The sequence below is a fragment of the Kribbella sp. NPDC055071 genome (assembly GCF_053608045.1).
Window position 1 is genome coordinate 348,714 of the sequence record NZ_JBSGUS010000004.1, and the last position, 16,233, is coordinate 364,946.

Here is a 16,233-nt window from a genome sequence, read left to right on the forward strand (position 1 = left end):
CCAAGCGTGGGTCAGGCGGTCGCATCCCCCTCGGCACGACCGGGACGCCGAACACGACCGGCACCCTGAAGGGGGCCGGCTGGTTGAGACGAGCCCGGCGAGTCCGTCCGTCGAAGCTCCCCGCGGTACCAGTCCGTCTTCTCGTCAACCCGGGCGAGGCTCGCCTCGAGCTCGTCGATCCTCGCCCGGATCGAGGCGGCGTGCTCCTCGAGCAAAGCGACTCGCGCCGGCATCGTGGTCTCGTCACGGCTCAACTCGCCGTACCGCCGCAACTGCTCGATCGACATCCCGGTGTCCCGCAGGCACCGCAGAAACCCGAGCATCCAGAGATCACCGTCGCTGTACACCCGCGGCCCATCCAGATCCGACCCCAGCAGCACCCGGCTAAGCGAGTGGAGACTCAGGTGGGCGGCGGCCCCAGGTTGAGATGAGGGGGGCGAGGGTCAGGTCTAGTTGGCCTGCGCGGATTGCGGCCAGGTGGGCGTCGAGCTCGGTGTCGTCGGCCAGGCCGGCTGCGAGCAGCTCGCCGCGTACGTGCTGGATGGTCGCCGCCTCCAGGTGGTTGCAGGCTGGGCCACCGACCGGGAACGAGCCCGACGCGGCAACGTCTTCCAAGCCGGCCTCGCGCAACGCGCGCGGAAGCGTTCGGCCGTAGCGGAGGTCCGCGCCGCGGCGGGTCAGGAGTTCTCGGACCGCGCTGCGCAGCCGGTTGGCTCGCTGTTGCGCTGGACCGCTGTCGTCAATGCAGGCCAGTGGTTGGAGAGCAGTATCGGCGTCCTCGATCAGGAGCCACCCGCCGGGCCGCAGCGCGGCCACCATCGTGGCCAACGCCCGAGCCCGGTCAGGTAGGTGGACCAGGACAAGCCGGGCATGCACGAAATCGAACGTCCCTGGCTCTGGCGGCGGATCGGCGACGACATCGTGCCGGCGTACGTCGTACCCGTCGCCTTCCCGCAGCCACGACGGGTCGATGTCCGTCGCGAGCACGTACCCGGTCGGCCCGACGGTCGCCGCGAGCGCCGCCGGGATGCCGCGCCCACCGGCGCCCACCTCCCAGCAGCGTGAGCCAGCCTCGACTCCCAGTCGATCGAAGTGTCCCAACGTCACGCTGTCGAACAGCTCAGCCAGCCAAATGAACCGCTCACCAGCCTCAGCGCGCGCGTTGTCCAGCAGGTACCCACGGTCCGAGGAGGTCACCACAACATCGTCATCTCCCCGGACCACCAGCGCCACAACGACGAGCGAGGCACATCTCACACAGCTGCCGGCCTGTACGGACGTCAGGTGCTACCGCTGCATCTGAGCCGGCGTCGGTCCGCTGAGGACCCCTCGGTCTGTAGTGCCAAGTGCGATCCACAGCGAGCCCAGCAGGGCCACGACGGCACCGCCGACAATGAATGGCGCCGCCGGCCCGGGCGCGGTCAGCATCAGGCATGCCCCTCCGATGCCCGTGACGATCGCGGCGGCCGGCGGGACCTGGCGGCTGCGGTAGAGCCCGACCGCCAGCAGAATTGCGCCGATCGCCCCGACAATCAGCACGATAAAGAAGACGCTGAACACGGATGCGCTGTTGATCCGCTCGAGCAACGGTCCCATCGCCGCGCGATCCCCTTCCTGGGCCAGCCGTCCGGCGACCAGAGTGAACACCGCGACCGCCGAGATTCCGAACGCGCCGACGATGCTCAGCGCGGAGCCGATCGCCCCGAGCCGATTCCGCGCGATTCTGGCCAGCGCCAACGACATTGCGACGTACAGAATGGCACTGAGCGTGGCGAGCAACGCGCCGAGCTCGTTGCGGCCACCGGCATCGGCGAGCGCAGTCAGGTAGCGCGTGGTGTCGAGTTGGTCGCTGTTGTCCTGGTACTGCGGTGTCATCAGTAGCCGTGCGACCACGGCCACCAACGGCGCGCTGACGAGTACGACGAACAGTTTCATGATTCCCTCCCGGTGCTGATGTGTTGTCACATCGACTCTGCCGCCGGACGCCGAAACGGCGCCTCCGAGCGGTCCCGGGACTTGTCGTCAGGGCATACCCGGAAGACCTGCGGTGGGTTTCGATGTCACCATCAGAGCTGTGGGGGTACTCCGAAGCCGCATCCTCGCGACCATCAGTTGCGCGCTCATCGTCGCGATGGTCGCGGGCGCGGTCGTGTTCGATCGGCAGCTGTCGGCCGCGGGGCACCCCGGGACGTTGTTCGGCCTGGACGACCTGCCGTTCCTGGTCGCGTTGGGCAGCGCAGCAGCGGTCGGCGCCGTCCTCGCCTTTCATCGCCCGGAGCACCCGGTCGGCTGGCTGTTCCTGGCGCTCGGCGGCAGCATCGCCCTGACCGGACTGCTCGACGGGTACGGCGCAATGCACCCCTCCACTCGCGCGAGTGCCGTCGCCGACGTCACGTTCATCGCCTGGTTCGTGCTCCTGGCGCTGATCCTGCACCTCACACCGACCGGCCGCCCGCTGTGGCGATGGGTGCCAACAGCAACCATCGTGATCGGCCTGACTTGGTTGGCGAGCACCGCGATCGACGTCCCTCCGCTCCGCACGATCGCCGGCATCCTCACCGCTGTCGGCCTGGTGGTCGCGGGGTTCTCGTTGCTGTTCCGCTTCCGCCGCGGCGACGCGGCCGTCCGGCGCCAGCTGCTCTGGTTGGCCGTGGCTGTCGTCCCGCTACCCGCCTTCGTCGTGCTTGCCTTCTACGCCTCGCCAGGTCACCCCGTCCTGTTGTCGCTCGCGACGAGCGGCTTCATCGTGCTCATTCCGATCGCGGCCGGCCTCTCGATCGCGCAGTACCACCTCTACGACGTCGAGCGGATCCTCAGCCGGGCGGTGGTCTACCTGCTCGTCTCGGGCGTTCTCGCGATCACTTTCGCCGCGGTGACGTTCGCCGTCGGACGCTTCGTGGGGAGCCGCAGCAACTCCCAGATCCCCGCCGTCGCCGCCACCCTGGCCGCGGTCGCCCTGGCCGGTCCGGCGTACCGCGCCTTCCAGGAGGCCGTCGACCGCCACTTCAACCGCCGTCGCTTTGACGCGCTCACGATGATCCGTGCCTACATCCGCGATCCCGGCACGCAAACCGTTCAAGCGGTCCTGCGCGCCGCTCTGCGCGACCCTGAGCTCGCCGTGGCGTTCTGGGTCGCCGACCGCGAGCAGTGGGTCACCGACACCGGCCAGTCCATCGTTCCCGACTGGACCCCGGCCTCCGCGGAGATCGTCGTACGGCGGCCCGATCGCGACGTCGCCCGAATCACCATCGGCCGTTCGTCCGATCGCGACCTTGCCCTCCTCGTGGCCACAGAAGCCCTTCCTGAACTGGAGAACACCGCCCTGCGCGCGGCGATCAGCTTGCAACTGGCGGAGGTCAGGGAGTCCCGCGCCCGGATCGCCGCCGCGCAGCTCACGGAGCGCCGCCGGATCGAGCGTGATCTGCATGACGGCGCTCAGCAACGCCTGCTCGCGCTGGCGATGAACCTCCGCGCCGCCCAACTGAACGGAGCCGCGCTGGCCGACGCGGTCGAGGGCGCGATCAGCGAGATCCGCGGCGCCGTCACCGACCTCCGCGAACTGGCGAACGGCCTGTACCCCGTGGGCGACGCCGGTCTCGGTCCAGCCGTCGAGGAGCTCGCCGGCCGGCTCCCGTTGCCGGTGGCAACCGATGTGACGGATCGGCGGCTTCCCCCGGCGGTCGAGGCGACCGCCTGGTTCGTCATCTGCGAGGCGATGACGAACACGGTCAAGCATGCCGGCGCACAGCGGCTCGACGTCTCGGTTGCCCTCCGCAGCGACGGCCTCGTCGTACGGGTGGAGGACGACGGCTGTGGTGGCGCGGACGCCCGCGGTACCGGGTTGCGCGGGATCGGCGACCGCGTCGAGGCTTCCGGTGGCCGGCTCACCGTCGCCGAGCGCCCCGGCGGCGGGACCCTGGTGACTGCGGAGCTGCCATGCGAGTCGTGATCGCGGACGACTCCGTCCTGCTCCGCGAAGGCCTGGCCCGCCTGTTGTCCGAGGCCGGGATCGAGGTCTGCGCGCTCACCGGGGACGGCGAGTCGCTCGAACAAGCCGTGGCCGACCACCACCCCGACGTTGCGTTGGTGGATATTCGGATGCCGCCGACGTACACGCACGAAGGCGCTCGGGCCGCCGCCAACCTGCGCGCCCGCGATCCCGAACTCGGCATCCTGCTGCTCTCGCAATCCTTGCAGAGCCAGTACGCCGCCGACCTCGCCCGCCGGTCACCGCGAGGATTCGGCTACCTGCTCAAGGATCGCGTCGTCGACGTGGCGACCCTCATCGACGGCGTCACTCGAGTGGCCACCGGCGGTACGGTGCTCGACCCCGATGTCATCAGTCATCTCCTCGGCCGCCAGGCCACCCGCAGCCGCCTGGCGGTCCTCTCCGGCCGCGAGCGTCAGGTCCTGGGGCTGATGGCACAGGGTCGCTCCAACCAGGCCATCTGCCGCCACCTCACGCTGACCCCGAAAACCATCGAGAGCCATATCTCGAGCATCCTCACCAAACTCGACCTCCCGCCCGAACCCGACGACCACCGCCGCGTCCTCGCCGTCCTCGCCTTCCTGACCGGCTGAGGCCGCGAAGTGCGTTCGGCCCGGTGGAGAGCCATCCGGCGGGTAGGCTTTGTGGCTCGATCAGGTCCTTCAAGGGGGAAATATGCTTTCTGAGCAGGAGATCAGGGTGGCGATCGACGATGCGTTCGGGGCTGATACGCCGCGCACGATCGAGCTTCACCCGTCGGGGGCTGCCGCGATCGCGATCCATCCTGGCGACCAGTTCGTCGCGATCGAGAGCACTGCCACGCAGGACGAGTGGGGCGTCTCGGTGAACCCGAGCCCGGAGTCCGCGTTCACCGGCCACGACACCGCCGTACCGACCCTGGTCGAGGCGCTTCGCTCCGCCCAGGACGCGGTCCGTGCCTGAGCCGGGCGAAGTCCTACCGCTCCGAGACCGTTTGCAGATCTACTTCGATCGCCTCCGCGCGCTCCCGCCGGCCGCGAACGCCGCGGAGGCTTTCGCGCAGGTGTCGCGGACGCTGGAGGAGGTCGAGGACGACCACAGCGGAGTGATCAAGAACCCGAACCCGGGGCTGGAGTCCGACGGACGCATGTACCCGCCGCGGGCAGACATGACCTGGAACCTCGAGAACGGCGGGATGCACGCCGTGACCCGAGGCAACCTGATCGACATCACCCCCGGCGGCACGATCGCCATGCGTCGGCGGGACAACGGTGCAGAGGTGCTGCGGAAGCCGGGCGTGGGCGACAACGGGCCACAGCTCGACCAGGATCTCCAGAAGGTGCGGCAGCTCGGCGAAACGGCGTACCCGAAGGGATTGCGGGCTGCCGCCGAGGGTGCTCAAGCGACGACGAGCGCCGCGAAGGTTACGCCGAAGGTCGAGCGCGGCGGGAGCGAAGCGAGTCGCTGAGCACGTCCTCGGAGCAGCGGCGGTGGTCAGATGGCTTCGATGGCTGAGTGGATGATGTCCAGGACGAACTTGGGATGGGACATCATCGGGACGTGGCTGCTGTCGATGTCGTAGGTGTGGGCTCCCATGCGGTTGGCGGCGTGGCGCTCGAGTTCTGGGTGCACGGTGTTGTCGTTGTTCGCGACGATGTACCAGCTGGGCTTCGTTCGCCAGGCGGTGCCGTCGAGCTTCTGGTCGAACAGGTCGACGGCCGGCGACATGGCGGTTGCGTACACGAGCTTCTGTTCCTCGTCGGGCAAATCGCCGCAGAAGGAGCCCAGGCCGCTCTCGCGGAGCCAGATGCGGTTGTCCGCAACCTCGATGTGATCGAAGACCTTCGTCGTGGGGAAGTTGCTCTGCTCGCCCTGTGAGGTTTCGGTCTCGTCCGGCGCGAGCGCGGCGATGTACACCAGACCACGGACCCGGTCGTCGGTCCCGGCGTGCGTGATCAGGGTTCCGCCGTACGAGTGGCCGACGAGAACGACCGGCCCACTCGCGCGGTGGATGTTCCGGATCACGCAGTCGACGTCACCCGCGAGGGAGTCGAGGCCGTGCTGCGAGGCGAAGACCTCGTAGCCTTCCTGCTGGAGCGGCCCCGTCAGCTTGTTGAAACATGAGCCGTCCGCCCAGAGCCCGTGCGCGAAGACGATGCTTGGCTTGTCCGACATGGTTCCTCCTCGGTGTTCTGACCTGGCGAGGTCGACGATTCACGGCCGGTAGCGCCCGCGCCAATCCCCCGAACACGTGATCTCTTCCGGCCGTGGCGCGGGCACGAATCAGTTCCTTCGCCCGGCAAAAGGTGGTTTCGTAGGACCGTCTGTGGGGGGTGCGACAACTGTCGCGGGGAAGGAGGACCATGACCGCTCTTCCGTCCCTGCCGGTGCGCGGCCGGGACGCTCATATGGCCGTGCTCGACCAGGCGCTGGCCGACGCTCTGGCCGGTCGTGGCTCGGTCACGGTGATCGAGGGCGGTCCCGGGATGGGAAAGACTCGCCTGCTCCAGGCCGCGTGGGGGCAGGCCGCCGACCACTCGTTCCGGATGGGCCGCGGCATGGCCGACCCAACTCAGCGCGTCGTCGAACTCGCTCCCCTGCTCGAAGCACTGTTCGAGCACGATCCACCCCTGCTGGAACGCTCCGCCCTGAAAGAGGTGTACGCCGCTCCCGAGCAACGGTTCTGGTTGTTGCACGAGATCCAGACGCTGCTCGAGCAGGTAGCGAAGTCCGCCCCCGTCCTGATCGTGCTGGACGATGTGCACTGGGCCGACTCGGGCACCGCCGCCGCGTTGCGTTATCTGCCCGCGCGGGTCGCCGCGGTACCGATCGCCTGGATCCTGACGCTGCGCCCCGGCCAGGGATCAGAACCGATCCGGTCGGCTGTCGCGTCCCTGGTGGACGCCGGAGCGAACACGCTCGAGCTGGAGCCGCTCGCCTGTGACGCGGTGGCCTCCGTCGCCGCCGACCTCCTCGGCGCCGAGCCGGACAAACCGCTCCTCAAGTTGATCGAGTCCGTCAACGGGAACCCGTTCCTCCTGGTCGACCTGATTCGCGGACTGACCGCCGAGGGCATCGTCTCGGTGGCGGCAGGTCAGGCGACCCTGCTCGAGGATCGGATGCCGAGCCGCGTCAGCGACGGCATGAGGCTGCGCCTGGCCCGCATGTCCGACGTGTCGGAGCGAGTCGCCACCTGCGCGGCATCCCTCGGCAGAAGGTTCAGCGTCGCTGACATCGCCGGGATGACCGACATCTCCGTGCCGGACCTGGTGGCGCCGATTCGCATCCTGATGGAAGGCGACATTCTCGCCGAGAGCGACGACCGGTTGTCGTTCGTCCACGACCTGGTGCGCGATGCCGTGCGGGCGAGCGTCCCGATGGCCGTACGGCGGGCGCTCGATCGGCACGGCGCCGAGGTGTTGCTGCGCAAGGGCGCGCTCCCGGTGGAGGTCGCGGCTCAGTTCGCGGCCAGCGCGACGTACGGCGACGACGTGGCAATCGCGACCCTTGCGGAGGCTGCCGAGGTTCTGGCGGCTACCGACCCAGCAGCGTCGGCCGAGCTGGCCGCTCGGGCACTGGACCTGATGCCTGAACGTCACGCGCTCCGCGGGCCGCTCGTCGGGCGTCGCGCCATCTCGCTGTTCGCGGCCGGCATCCGCGACGAGGCCAGGGACTACGCCGACACCGTGTTGCGCCAAACCATGCCGCCCGAACAACAGGCCCAGGTGCGGTTGAGCATCGCCAGCATGTTCGTGCTGTCCCCGGATGTCCGCGTCGACAACGCGCGCCAGGCATTGGCTCTCCCTGGACTCGACACGGAGCTCCGGGCTCGGCTGATGACCACTGAACTGCACAACCTCGCGGTCGGCGGCAGGATCGCCGAAACGATCGAGAAGCTGCCCGCGGCCGAAAGCGCGGCCCAGGCCAGCGGCAGCCGTGAAGCCCTGTTCGCCATGGATCTGGCCAGTGCCGGCTTGGACTATCAGCTGTTCGAGTTCGAGCGGGGGCTGACCCGGCTCGATCGAGGGATCGCGAACGGCACGACCGAGGACGTTCGCGATCGGCTGGCGCACTACTACCGGGGCTGGCTGCTGACAGCGCTGGACCGCTTCGACGAGGCGTTCGCCGTTGCCGATGACGGCATCCAGGCCGCGATCCGGGACCGGCAGCCGTGGGCCAGCTCCATTTTCGAGACCTTGAAGGGGCTGGTCCACATCCAGGCGGGGCGTCTGCCCGACGCCGCGGCGGCCTTGGAGGGCCACCTCACAACCGGCGACGGAGTCACCATCGGCGGCCTGATCGACGCGGTCAACCTGTCGTCGCTTGCCCACCTCCGGGTCCACACCACCGACGAGTCGGGAGGCCGGGATGTGGCTCGCAGGTGCGAGCAGCTGCTCAACTCGACTGCGCCGTCGATCCGGGCCCACGCCGCCATGGGATTGGCTGCCCACACCGCTGCACACTGGCACGTCGAGGAGGCGCACAGGTGGTTGCGTACCGTCTGGGACAGCGACCACTCCGTCTTTCCACTGTTCCCGCACGACATCGGCTACGACGCAGAGGTAGTTCGGATCTCGCTGGCCGCGGGAGATGACGAACTCGTCGCGCAGACGCTGGCGTCCGCAGAAGAGCGGCAACGCCTCAACCCCGAGCTGAGCTCGGCCGCTGCCGGCGTACATCATCTGCGCGGTCTCATCAGCCGTTCCCCGGACGATCTCGCCCGAGCCGCCGCCCTGATGCGTACGGCGAAACGGCCACTCGCGCTCACCTCGATCCTGGAGGAGCTCGGGCAGGTGATGGTCGAGGACGGGTCGACCGCCGAAGGCGTCACGACCCTGAACGAGGCGCTCGACCTCGCCGTCTCCGTCGGCACGAGTCGTGCTGCCCGCCGGATCCGCGGCCGGCTGCGGAAGCTCGGCGTACGGCGACGCATCCTGCCCACCGTCGAGTCACGCGACGGCTGGGAACTGCTCACGCCCACTGAGTCGCGCGTCGCTCATCTGGTGGTCGACGGATGCACCAACCGCGAGATCTCCCAGCAGCTCTTCATTTCTCCGCACACCGTCAACACCCACGTCCGCCACATCTTCGGGAAGCTGCACGTCCGTTCGCGGATGGAGCTGGCCCGCCTCGCGGAACCACACGAGGACAAGGCTTAGGTATCACCCGTTCGTGCGATGGGACCGGGTCAGCGGCAGGACTACGGTCCTCACCATGCCGATGATCGACGTGTACGTCCCCGCCGGGAAGGTCGCCGATACCGCAGCTCTCGCCAAGAGTCTCGCGGCCACTCTGATGACCATCGAGGAGGTGCCGGACATCGCGATGTTCCGGCAGAACACCGCCGCGTTCATTCACGAACTGCCGCCCGCAACGATCTCGAACGTCGACGGCGACGAGAGCTGCTGCCGGGTCCAGGTGCTCACCAACTTCGGAGCGCTCGACCGGGCCAAACAACTCCGGGTCGTGTCCGAGTTCACCAAGCTCGTCGCCGACGCCACCGGCTACGCCGACCGCATCTGGGTCCTGCTGACCGAGGCCCCCGAAGGCGGCTGGGGCCTCAACGGCCACGCCAACACCAACGCCGATCTCATCGCCGCAGCCCGAGCCGAACTCGCCAAGGGCACAAACGCATAACCCACGTGGCCGCCTTCAGCGGCTGGGGCTGGGACCACCGGCAGGTGTGGGATGCACCTGCCGGTGGGGCCGGGACTGGCCTGGGTCGGGCTGATGGGACCTTCAGCCGACGACCCGGTTGGGGTGCCGGTCCTGGCGGGACGGTCAGCTGACAACTGACGGGCGGTCAGCTGACCAAGGCGCCGTACCTCCAACTCTCCGATCCGCCCTTCAGCCAGCCTTAAAGGATGTCCGCGCCGAACAGGCGTTTGGCGTTCTCCAGGGACTCCGTCACGGCGGCCTGACCATTGGCTGTCATGTCCTGCTGGTACGACGCCAACCCCTCGTACGGATCGTTTTCGGTCAAGGCCTGGGTGAGCCGCGCCGCATCCCACAGCGCCGTGTTGGCACCCGCACCAGCGGCCGGCGTCATCGGATGGACGGCGTCGCCGAGCAGCGCGACCCGTCCCGCGGGCCAGGAGGCGACCTGTCTGCACGTCCGCAACGTGATCGGGAACGCAGCGTCAACGTCCGAAGCGGCTACCAGTTGGCGCACAGTCGGATGCCACGAGCCGGACGCCCGGGTGACGATGCTCCACAGGGCGGCCGGACTCATCGTGAAGAGCTCGTCGTCGGGGTGACCGAGCACGTCGTTCGTCGCCGTGAGCACTGCCATCAGGTAGTCGCCGTACTCCTCCGGTGGGGTCCGGAACAGGACCGGAGCGAAGGCAGCGCCGACTCCCCGCGGGTCGGTGATGAAGCAGAAGCCGCGTAAGAACGCCGGCGGCACAGCGCCTCGGATCTCCGGCGTCAACGGGACCTTGCCGTAGATACACCGCACCCCGATGTCAACGACCTCGAAGTCCGGCACCAGCTGGGCCCGCACCCGTGACCCGACCCCGTCCGCACCGATCAGCACATCGGCAGTCGAGGAGGTCCCGTCCTCGCACCGGATCTCCACCCCATCGGCACCCACGTCGTACGACGCGAACTGTTTGCCGAAGGCAAGGACATTGTCCAGCCCGGTCATCAACGCCCGCCGGAACGCATACCGATCCACCGCACTCACGGTCTCCGGCCCACCGGCGGGAAAGACCTGCTCGAACGTCGGCTCCAGCCGGGCAGTGAACCCCGCCACCAGATCGCCCGGATGTGTCGCGGTCTCGATCACCCGCCGCCGCACGGCATCCGGCAGAACCGCCGCCAGCGCCGCCTCCCCTACCGGACTGATGTGGATCCGGTACCCCTGTTTGCGATGCCGCGCGGACGGATCCCGCTCATACAGCCGCACGTCGACGCCCGCCTTGACCAGCCCCTGAGCCAGCGCCAGCCCGCCGATCCCCGCACCAACGATCGCAACCCTCATCACAGCCTCCAGCCTCAATCACCCAGTAAGGCGACTCTATCATCCGCCTGGTTGATTAAGTTAGCACGCCGGATGGGACGTCCGCTACCATGAGGTCGTGCGGAGATCACCAGCGCCCGACGAGCGCCAGCGCGACGCCGAGCGGAGCAGGCAGCAGCTGCTGGACGCGGCCGTGACCGAGTTCGGCGCGCACGGATTCAGCGGCGCGCGAGTCAGCGACATCGCCCAACGCGCCGGCGTGAACAAGCAGCTCATCTCGTACTACTTCGGCGGCAAGGAAGGTCTCTACCGCGCGGTCGCCGAGCGCTGGCGGTCCGGCGAGCCGGCCATCGCCGTCGACGCCGACACGCTCGGCCAGCTGGTCGGCGCGTATGCCAAGGTCGCCCTCGCGCAGCCCGATCTGCTCCGCCTGCTGGTCCGCGAAGGCGTCGACGACACCGACGCGACGGATCAGGAGGGTCAGACCGCCAGATTCCAAGCGATGCTCAACGACTTCCGCCGCTGGCAGGCCGAGGGTGAGCTCGCCGCCGACCTGGATCCGGCGCACGCGGCGCTCGCGCTGTTCGGCCTCGCCGCCGCCCCGGTCGTCTTCCCCCAGATCGCCCGAGCGCTCGGCCTCGACCCCGACGGCAAGAACTTCGCCCTCGAGTACGCCGAACAAGCCGCCAGGCTGGTCACCCGTTTGAAGGACTAGAGCGCCCCGGAGATCGCCTTCTTGCGCAGGTCGGCGCGATACGCCTCGAGCGCGATCAGCTCGCCGAACATCCGGTTGTAGTCGTCGGCGCGATCGATCGGATTCGTCCGCTGCAGCTTCGACTTGAGGTCCAGGATCCGCCGCGCACAGGTCAGCTCCTGCAACCGCGCCAGCAACGCCTGCGCATAGGTCTCGTCCGGATCCCGCCCGAGCCGCAACGGATCCACGGCCAGCGCACCCACCACGGCCGCCGCCGGATCATTGCCGATGGCGTCGCGTACGGCGACCACCCACGCCTCACCGGGAGCCGCGGTCGACGGGCCGCCGGCCTTCGCCATCCCGGCCCGAACCGCGGCCAGCCACGGATGCGTGAAGTCATGATCGTCCAGCTCGTCGAACGCGACACCGACCAGCGCGGGGTGCTGCATCGCGATCTTCAGCACGTCCCACTCGATCACGAACCGCTGGTCGCGGGGCGACGGCAGGTCGACGCGAGGAGGCGGAGGCGCCGGCGCCTCGGACGTCGTCGTGACCGGGGTACGCACGACCGGAGCAGTCGCGGGCGCGGCCGGTCGCGATGCCGCGCGGTGGACCTCGGAGCGAACCTGGTCCACCTCCATCCCCAGCTGGCCGGCGAGCTCGCGGGTGAACGCGTCGACCTTCGACCGGTCCCGGATGCTGATCACCAGCCGCGCCGCCTCACGCAGGGCGTCGATCCGCGTGTCAGCGCGATCCAGGTCGTACTTCGACAGCACGTTGGTCAAGACGAACCGGTACAGCGGAACCCGCCGGCCGATCAGCTCTCGGACCGCGGCGTCGCCCTTCTGCAGCCGCAGGTCACACGGATCCAGCCCTTCCGGCTCGACCGCGACGTACGTCTGGGAGGCGAACGCCTGGTCACCGGCGAACGCCTTCAAAGCAGCCCGCTGACCGGCCTCGTCACCGTCGAAGGTGAAGATCACCTCGCCGCGGAACTGATCGTGGTCGAGCAGCAATTGCCGCAGCACGCGGGCGTGATCCTCGCCGAACGCCGTCCCACAGGTGGCGACCGCGGTCTGTACCCCAGCCAGGTGGCACGCCATCACATCGGTGTAGCCCTCGACGACCACGGCCTGCCGGCCCTTCGCGATCTCGCGGCGGGCGAGGTCCACGCCGTACAGGACCTTGGACTTCTTGTAGATCGGGGTCTCGGGGGTGTTCAGGTACTTGGCTTCGATCCGGTCGTCGTCGAAGAGCCGCCGGGCGCCGAACCCGATCACGTCCCCGGACGCGTCCCGGATCGGCCACATCAGCCGGCCGCGGAACCGGTCGTACAGACCGCGCTGGCCCTCGGCGGACAGCCCCGACGCGACCAGCTCCGCGTTCGTGAAGCCGCGGCCGCGCAGGTGGTTGGTCATCGCCTCACCGCCGCGCGGTGAGAAGCCGACGCCGAAGTGGACCGCCGCGTCCTTGTCGAAGCCGCGCCCGTCCAGGAAGGTCCGCCCGGCCGCTGCGTCGGAGGCACCGAAGAGCTGCTCGACGAAGTACTCGGCGGCGACCTTGTGTGCCTCGACGAGCCGGGGCCGCTGGTTGCCCGGGCCGCGCTGGACCGGCGCGCCGGAGTCGTCGTACCGCAGCTGGATGCCGACCTTCGAGGCCAGGGTCTCGACCGCTTCGCTGAAGCTGATCTGGTCGATCTTCTGGATGAAGTCGATGACGTCGCCGCCCTCTTGGCAGCCGAAGCAGTAGAAGAATCCGCGCGCCGGGGTGACGTTGAACGACGGTGACTTCTCGTCGTGGAACGGGCACAACCCCTTGAGCGAACCACCGCCGGCGTTCTTCAAGGTCACGTACGAACCGACGACCTCGTCGATCCGGGCCCGCTCGCGCACCAGCGCGATGTCCTCTTCCTTGATCCGGCCTGCCACCCCGCGAGTCTACGATCATCGGCAAGGAATCCCGCCCACGGGACGACGAACTGGGCAAAACCACGTGCATCGCACCACCCCGGCGAGCTCGCTCGACGCACACCGAGCTCGCCCTCCTCGGCTCAGGGCTGCATCGCGAACCCGACAGGCACGCCTCCGAGCTGATCGCTTAGGTTTGTTGACATGCCACGCACTCTTCGCCCTGGTCAGCGGTCCGAGCTCTACGTCGTGGAGGTCGAGTCAGGTGATCGACGGCTGGTGTTCAGCTCGGCCGAAGTGCTGTTCGAGGCGCCGAACTGGACGCCGGACGGGGTTCTGATCGTCAACGGGGACGGACGGCTGTTCCGCGTTGACGATGGACTCACCGAGATCGAGCTGGGCGGGGTGCCGGCGATCAACAACGATCACGTCGTGAGCCCGGACGGTTCGACGGTCTACGTGTCGGCGGATGACGGACATCTGTACGCCGTTGCGATGACGGGCGGGCCGGGGCGTCGGGTCACCAACGATCGCGGGGACGGGTTCCACCATTACCTGCACGGGGTTTCGCCGGACCGCAAGACGCTGGCTTACATCGGGCTGGAGCAGGTGGACGGTCGCCGGATCACCAATGTGTGGACGATCCCGGCCGGCGGCGGGGACGACGTACAGATCACGGACGACGAGTATGCGGACGACGGGTCCGAGTTCGGTCCGGATGGTCGGTGGATCTACTTCAACTCCGAGCGGGCCGGGCAGGCGCAGCTGTTCCGGATCGCGGTCGACGGTGGCGAGGTCGAGCAGTTGACGTTCGACGAGCGCGTCAACTGGTTCCCGCATCCGGCGCCGGACGGGTCGGCGATCGCCTACGTCAGCTTCCCACCCGGCACCGAGGGACATCCAGCCGACATCGACGACGTCCGCGTACGCCTACTGGCGAACGGCAAGATCCGCGAGCTGGCAACACTCTTCGGCGGCCAAGGCACCATGAACGTCCCCAGCTGGTCCCCGAACAGCACCCAGTTCGCCTACGTCGCCTATCCGATCAATCGCTAAGAGGGAGCTGGGTGCCTGGCGGGCTGGGTGCGTCGGTCCGGCCGGTTGGTGATCGGCGTGCCGGGAGTGCAGCGACGCGCCGTGGGTGAGGGATCAGGGCTGACCAGGATCAACGGCTGAGTGAGCGATCTCCAGGCCATCACAATCTGTGGTTCGGGTGGAGGTCAGGCGTGAGCCCGTCGCCGGTCGGCGATTGTGATGGCCTGGAGAACCGGGTTCGGATGCTCTGAACGCCCAGCTGCGATGCGACGACGAGAGCGGCGACCGTCCAGGCGCCGACGGTCGCGGGCCGCCGACCTCAGCCAGGCACCCAACTCTCTCTATCGTTTCTTTCCTTTTGATTCTTTTCTTTGTTTTTTTCCTAGACCTCGGACAGCTCGACGGCGGTGTCGGCGAGGCGGGCTGGGTCTACTTTCTCGCCGGAGCGGATCAGGTTCTTGATGTCGCCGATGGTGTCCCAGTTGTTGACTTGCATGCCGGCCAGGACGTGGCGGTCTTCGTCGAGCCAGAAGGCGAAGTAGGCGCCGGACTTGGGGTCGCCGCGGAGGACTACCTGGTACGACGTACCGCGCGGGACCTCGCCCACGTACTCCATCCCCAGGTCGAACTGGTCGGAGAAGAAGTACGGGATCGCGTCGTGGGAGACGTCCTGTCCGAGCATCGCCTTCGCGGCCGCCTTGCCGGTGTCCTTGGCGTTCTGCCAGTGCTCGACGCGCACCGGGCGGCCGAACAGCGGGTGCTGCCAGCGCACCACGTCACCCGCGGCGTAGATGTCCTCGGCCGAGGTGTGCAGGTCCGGACCGGTGACGATGCCCGAGCCGTTGTCCGGGGTGGCGACCTCGATACCGGCCTCCGCGGCCAGCTCGGTATTCGGCAGGACGCCGACGCCCACGACCACGAGGTCCGCCGGAAGAACCTCACCACCGGCGACGCGCACCCCAGTCACCTTGTCCGTACCTTCGAAACCCTCAACTGCCGTGTCGAATCGGAACTGGACCCCGTGCTGCCGATGGAAGTCGGCGAAGAGCTCACCGACCTCAGGACCGAGTACGCCGGCCAACGCGGTGGACTGCGGTTCGACCACAGTCACCTCGCAGCCGCGTTCCCGGGCGGCCGCTGCCGACTCGAGCCCGATCCAGCCCGCGCCAACCACGACGACGCGAGGCTTGGCGGCGTACGCGTCGGTCAGCGCCTGCGAGTCCCCGGCCGTTCGCAGGTAATGCACGCCAGGCAGATCACCACCCGGTACGTCGAGGCGCCGGACGCGGCTGCCCGTGGCGATCAGCAGCTTGCCGTACGACAGCTGCGAGCCGTCGTCGACCGTGACGGTGTGGTCCGCGGGGTCGATCGCGGTGACGGTCTTCCCGAGGCGGAGCTCGATCTTGTTGTCGTCGTACCACTGCTGGTCGTGTAACTGCGCGACGTCGGTCTGATCCTTGCCGAGCAGGACGCCCTTGGACAGCGGCGGCCGCTCGTACGGCAGGGCGGTCTCGCTGCCGATCAGGACGATCCCGCCGTCCCAGCCTTCCTTGCGCAGAGCTCTGGCCGCGGACTCCCCCGCGAGACTCGCACCGACGATGACGATGGGTTGCTGCTCTGCATCAGCCATGAACCGACTCTAGTACTTGAAGACTGAACTGGGACCGGA

General features: G+C 68.4%; 15 protein-coding genes. 8 read left to right on the forward strand and 7 right to left on the reverse strand.

Annotation, left to right across the window (positions count from 1 at the left end; genetic code table 11):
• Positions 1–11: 11 nt before the first annotated feature.
• The 3 genes from ACWF4Z_RS10155 to ACWF4Z_RS10165 form a co-directional block, all read right to left on the reverse strand.
• Positions 12–380, reverse strand: a complete 369-nt coding sequence (locus ACWF4Z_RS10155) for a MerR family DNA-binding protein (RefSeq protein ID WP_452242637.1) — start codon at positions 378–380, stop codon at positions 12–14.
• A gap of 4 nt (positions 381–384) precedes the next feature.
• On the reverse strand, positions 385–1,197 hold the full coding sequence (locus ACWF4Z_RS10160; RefSeq protein WP_452242638.1) for a methyltransferase domain-containing protein: 813 nt from the start codon (positions 1,195–1,197) through the stop codon (positions 385–387).
• 90 nt (positions 1,198–1,287) lie between these two features.
• A complete protein-coding gene (locus tag ACWF4Z_RS10165) occupies positions 1,288–1,935 on the reverse strand; it encodes a hypothetical protein (RefSeq protein ID WP_452242639.1) in 648 nt (215 codons plus the stop codon).
• Between the two features lie 139 nt (positions 1,936–2,074).
• Here ACWF4Z_RS10165 and ACWF4Z_RS10170 point away from each other — a divergent pair, with 139 nt between their 5' ends.
• The 4 genes from ACWF4Z_RS10170 (at position 2,075) to ACWF4Z_RS10185 (ending at position 5,435) form a co-directional block, all read left to right on the forward strand.
• Complete coding sequence (locus ACWF4Z_RS10170) at positions 2,075–3,949, forward strand: sensor histidine kinase (protein WP_452242640.1); 1,875 nt, start codon at positions 2,075–2,077, stop codon at positions 3,947–3,949.
• Positions 3,937–4,581, forward strand: a complete 645-nt coding sequence (locus ACWF4Z_RS10175) for a response regulator transcription factor (protein WP_452242641.1) — start codon at positions 3,937–3,939, stop codon at positions 4,579–4,581. The genes ACWF4Z_RS10170 and ACWF4Z_RS10175 overlap by 13 nt, the downstream gene beginning before the upstream one ends.
• 82 nt (positions 4,582–4,663) lie before the next feature.
• Positions 4,664–4,930, forward strand: coding sequence for a hypothetical protein (locus ACWF4Z_RS10180; RefSeq protein WP_452242642.1), 267 nt, complete (start codon positions 4,664–4,666; stop codon positions 4,928–4,930).
• On the forward strand, positions 4,923–5,435 hold the full coding sequence (locus tag ACWF4Z_RS10185; RefSeq protein WP_452242643.1) for a hypothetical protein: 513 nt from the start codon (positions 4,923–4,925) through the stop codon (positions 5,433–5,435). The genes ACWF4Z_RS10180 and ACWF4Z_RS10185 overlap by 8 nt, the downstream gene beginning before the upstream one ends.
• 26 nt (positions 5,436–5,461) lie before the next feature.
• Here ACWF4Z_RS10185 and ACWF4Z_RS10190 read toward each other — a convergent pair whose 3' ends face one another.
• On the reverse strand, positions 5,462–6,142 hold the full coding sequence (locus tag ACWF4Z_RS10190; RefSeq protein ID WP_452242644.1) for an alpha/beta hydrolase: 681 nt from the start codon (positions 6,140–6,142) through the stop codon (positions 5,462–5,464).
• Between the two features lie 188 nt (positions 6,143–6,330).
• Between ACWF4Z_RS10190 and ACWF4Z_RS10195 the strand changes: the two genes are divergently transcribed.
• The gene (locus tag ACWF4Z_RS10195; protein ID WP_452242645.1) at positions 6,331–9,126 is read left to right on the forward strand and encodes a helix-turn-helix transcriptional regulator; all 2,796 of its coding nucleotides are present in this window, start codon (positions 6,331–6,333) and stop codon (positions 9,124–9,126) included.
• 55 nt (positions 9,127–9,181) lie between these two features.
• A complete protein-coding gene (locus ACWF4Z_RS10200) occupies positions 9,182–9,604 on the forward strand; it encodes a tautomerase family protein (protein ID WP_452242646.1) in 423 nt (140 codons plus the stop codon).
• A 220-nt stretch (positions 9,605–9,824) separates the two neighbouring features.
• On the opposite strand, the gene ACWF4Z_RS10205 is transcribed toward ACWF4Z_RS10200, so the two are convergent.
• Entirely contained in the window at positions 9,825–10,949 is a 1,125-nt protein-coding gene (locus ACWF4Z_RS10205; RefSeq protein ID WP_452242647.1) for an FAD-dependent oxidoreductase, read from the reverse strand.
• 97 nt (positions 10,950–11,046) lie between these two features.
• On the opposite strand from ACWF4Z_RS10205, the gene ACWF4Z_RS10210 reads away from it, so the two are divergent.
• Complete coding sequence (locus tag ACWF4Z_RS10210; RefSeq protein WP_452242648.1) at positions 11,047–11,643, forward strand: TetR/AcrR family transcriptional regulator; 597 nt, start codon at positions 11,047–11,049, stop codon at positions 11,641–11,643.
• On the opposite strand, the gene dnaG is transcribed toward ACWF4Z_RS10210, so the two are convergent.
• Positions 11,640–13,550 (reverse strand): DNA primase, encoded by a 1,911-nt coding sequence (gene dnaG / locus ACWF4Z_RS10215; RefSeq protein WP_452242649.1) that lies wholly within the window; start codon positions 13,548–13,550, stop codon positions 11,640–11,642. The two genes, ACWF4Z_RS10210 and dnaG, sit on opposite strands and share 4 nt — an antisense overlap.
• Positions 13,551–13,733: 183 nt before the next feature.
• Here dnaG and ACWF4Z_RS10220 point away from each other — a divergent pair, with 183 nt between their 5' ends.
• The gene (locus ACWF4Z_RS10220; RefSeq protein ID WP_452242650.1) at positions 13,734–14,585 is read left to right on the forward strand and encodes a TolB family protein; all 852 of its coding nucleotides are present in this window, start codon (positions 13,734–13,736) and stop codon (positions 14,583–14,585) included.
• Positions 14,586–14,946: 361 nt separating this feature from the next.
• Here the strand turns inward: ACWF4Z_RS10220 and ACWF4Z_RS10225 are convergent, their stop codons facing one another.
• Positions 14,947–16,194, reverse strand: a complete 1,248-nt coding sequence (locus ACWF4Z_RS10225; protein ID WP_452242651.1) for an NAD(P)/FAD-dependent oxidoreductase — start codon at positions 16,192–16,194, stop codon at positions 14,947–14,949.
• Positions 16,195–16,233: the final 39 nt, after the last annotated feature.

Excerpts from the sequence above, each read along its gene's own strand:
- ACWF4Z_RS10165 (WP_452242639.1), bottom strand. The coding sequence starts at position 1,935 with ATGAAACTGTTCGTCGTACTCGTCAGCGCGCCGTTGGTGGCCGTGGTC.
- ACWF4Z_RS10175 (WP_452242641.1), top strand. The coding sequence starts at position 3,937 with ATGCGAGTCGTGATCGCGGACGACTCCGTCCTGCTCCGCGAAGGCCTG.
- ACWF4Z_RS10180 (WP_452242642.1), top strand. The coding sequence starts at position 4,664 with ATGCTTTCTGAGCAGGAGATCAGGGTGGCGATCGACGATGCGTTCGGG.
- ACWF4Z_RS10190 (WP_452242644.1), bottom strand. The coding sequence starts at position 6,142 with ATGTCGGACAAGCCAAGCATCGTCTTCGCGCACGGGCTCTGGGCGGAC.
- ACWF4Z_RS10195 (WP_452242645.1), top strand. The coding sequence starts at position 6,331 with ATGACCGCTCTTCCGTCCCTGCCGGTGCGCGGCCGGGACGCTCATATG.
- ACWF4Z_RS10200 (WP_452242646.1), top strand. The coding sequence starts at position 9,182 with ATGCCGATGATCGACGTGTACGTCCCCGCCGGGAAGGTCGCCGATACC.
- ACWF4Z_RS10205 (WP_452242647.1), bottom strand. The coding sequence starts at position 10,949 with ATGAGGGTTGCGATCGTTGGTGCGGGGATCGGCGGGCTGGCGCTGGCT.
- ACWF4Z_RS10220 (WP_452242650.1), top strand. The coding sequence starts at position 13,734 with ATGCCACGCACTCTTCGCCCTGGTCAGCGGTCCGAGCTCTACGTCGTG.
- ACWF4Z_RS10225 (WP_452242651.1), bottom strand. The coding sequence starts at position 16,194 with ATGGCTGATGCAGAGCAGCAACCCATCGTCATCGTCGGTGCGAGTCTC.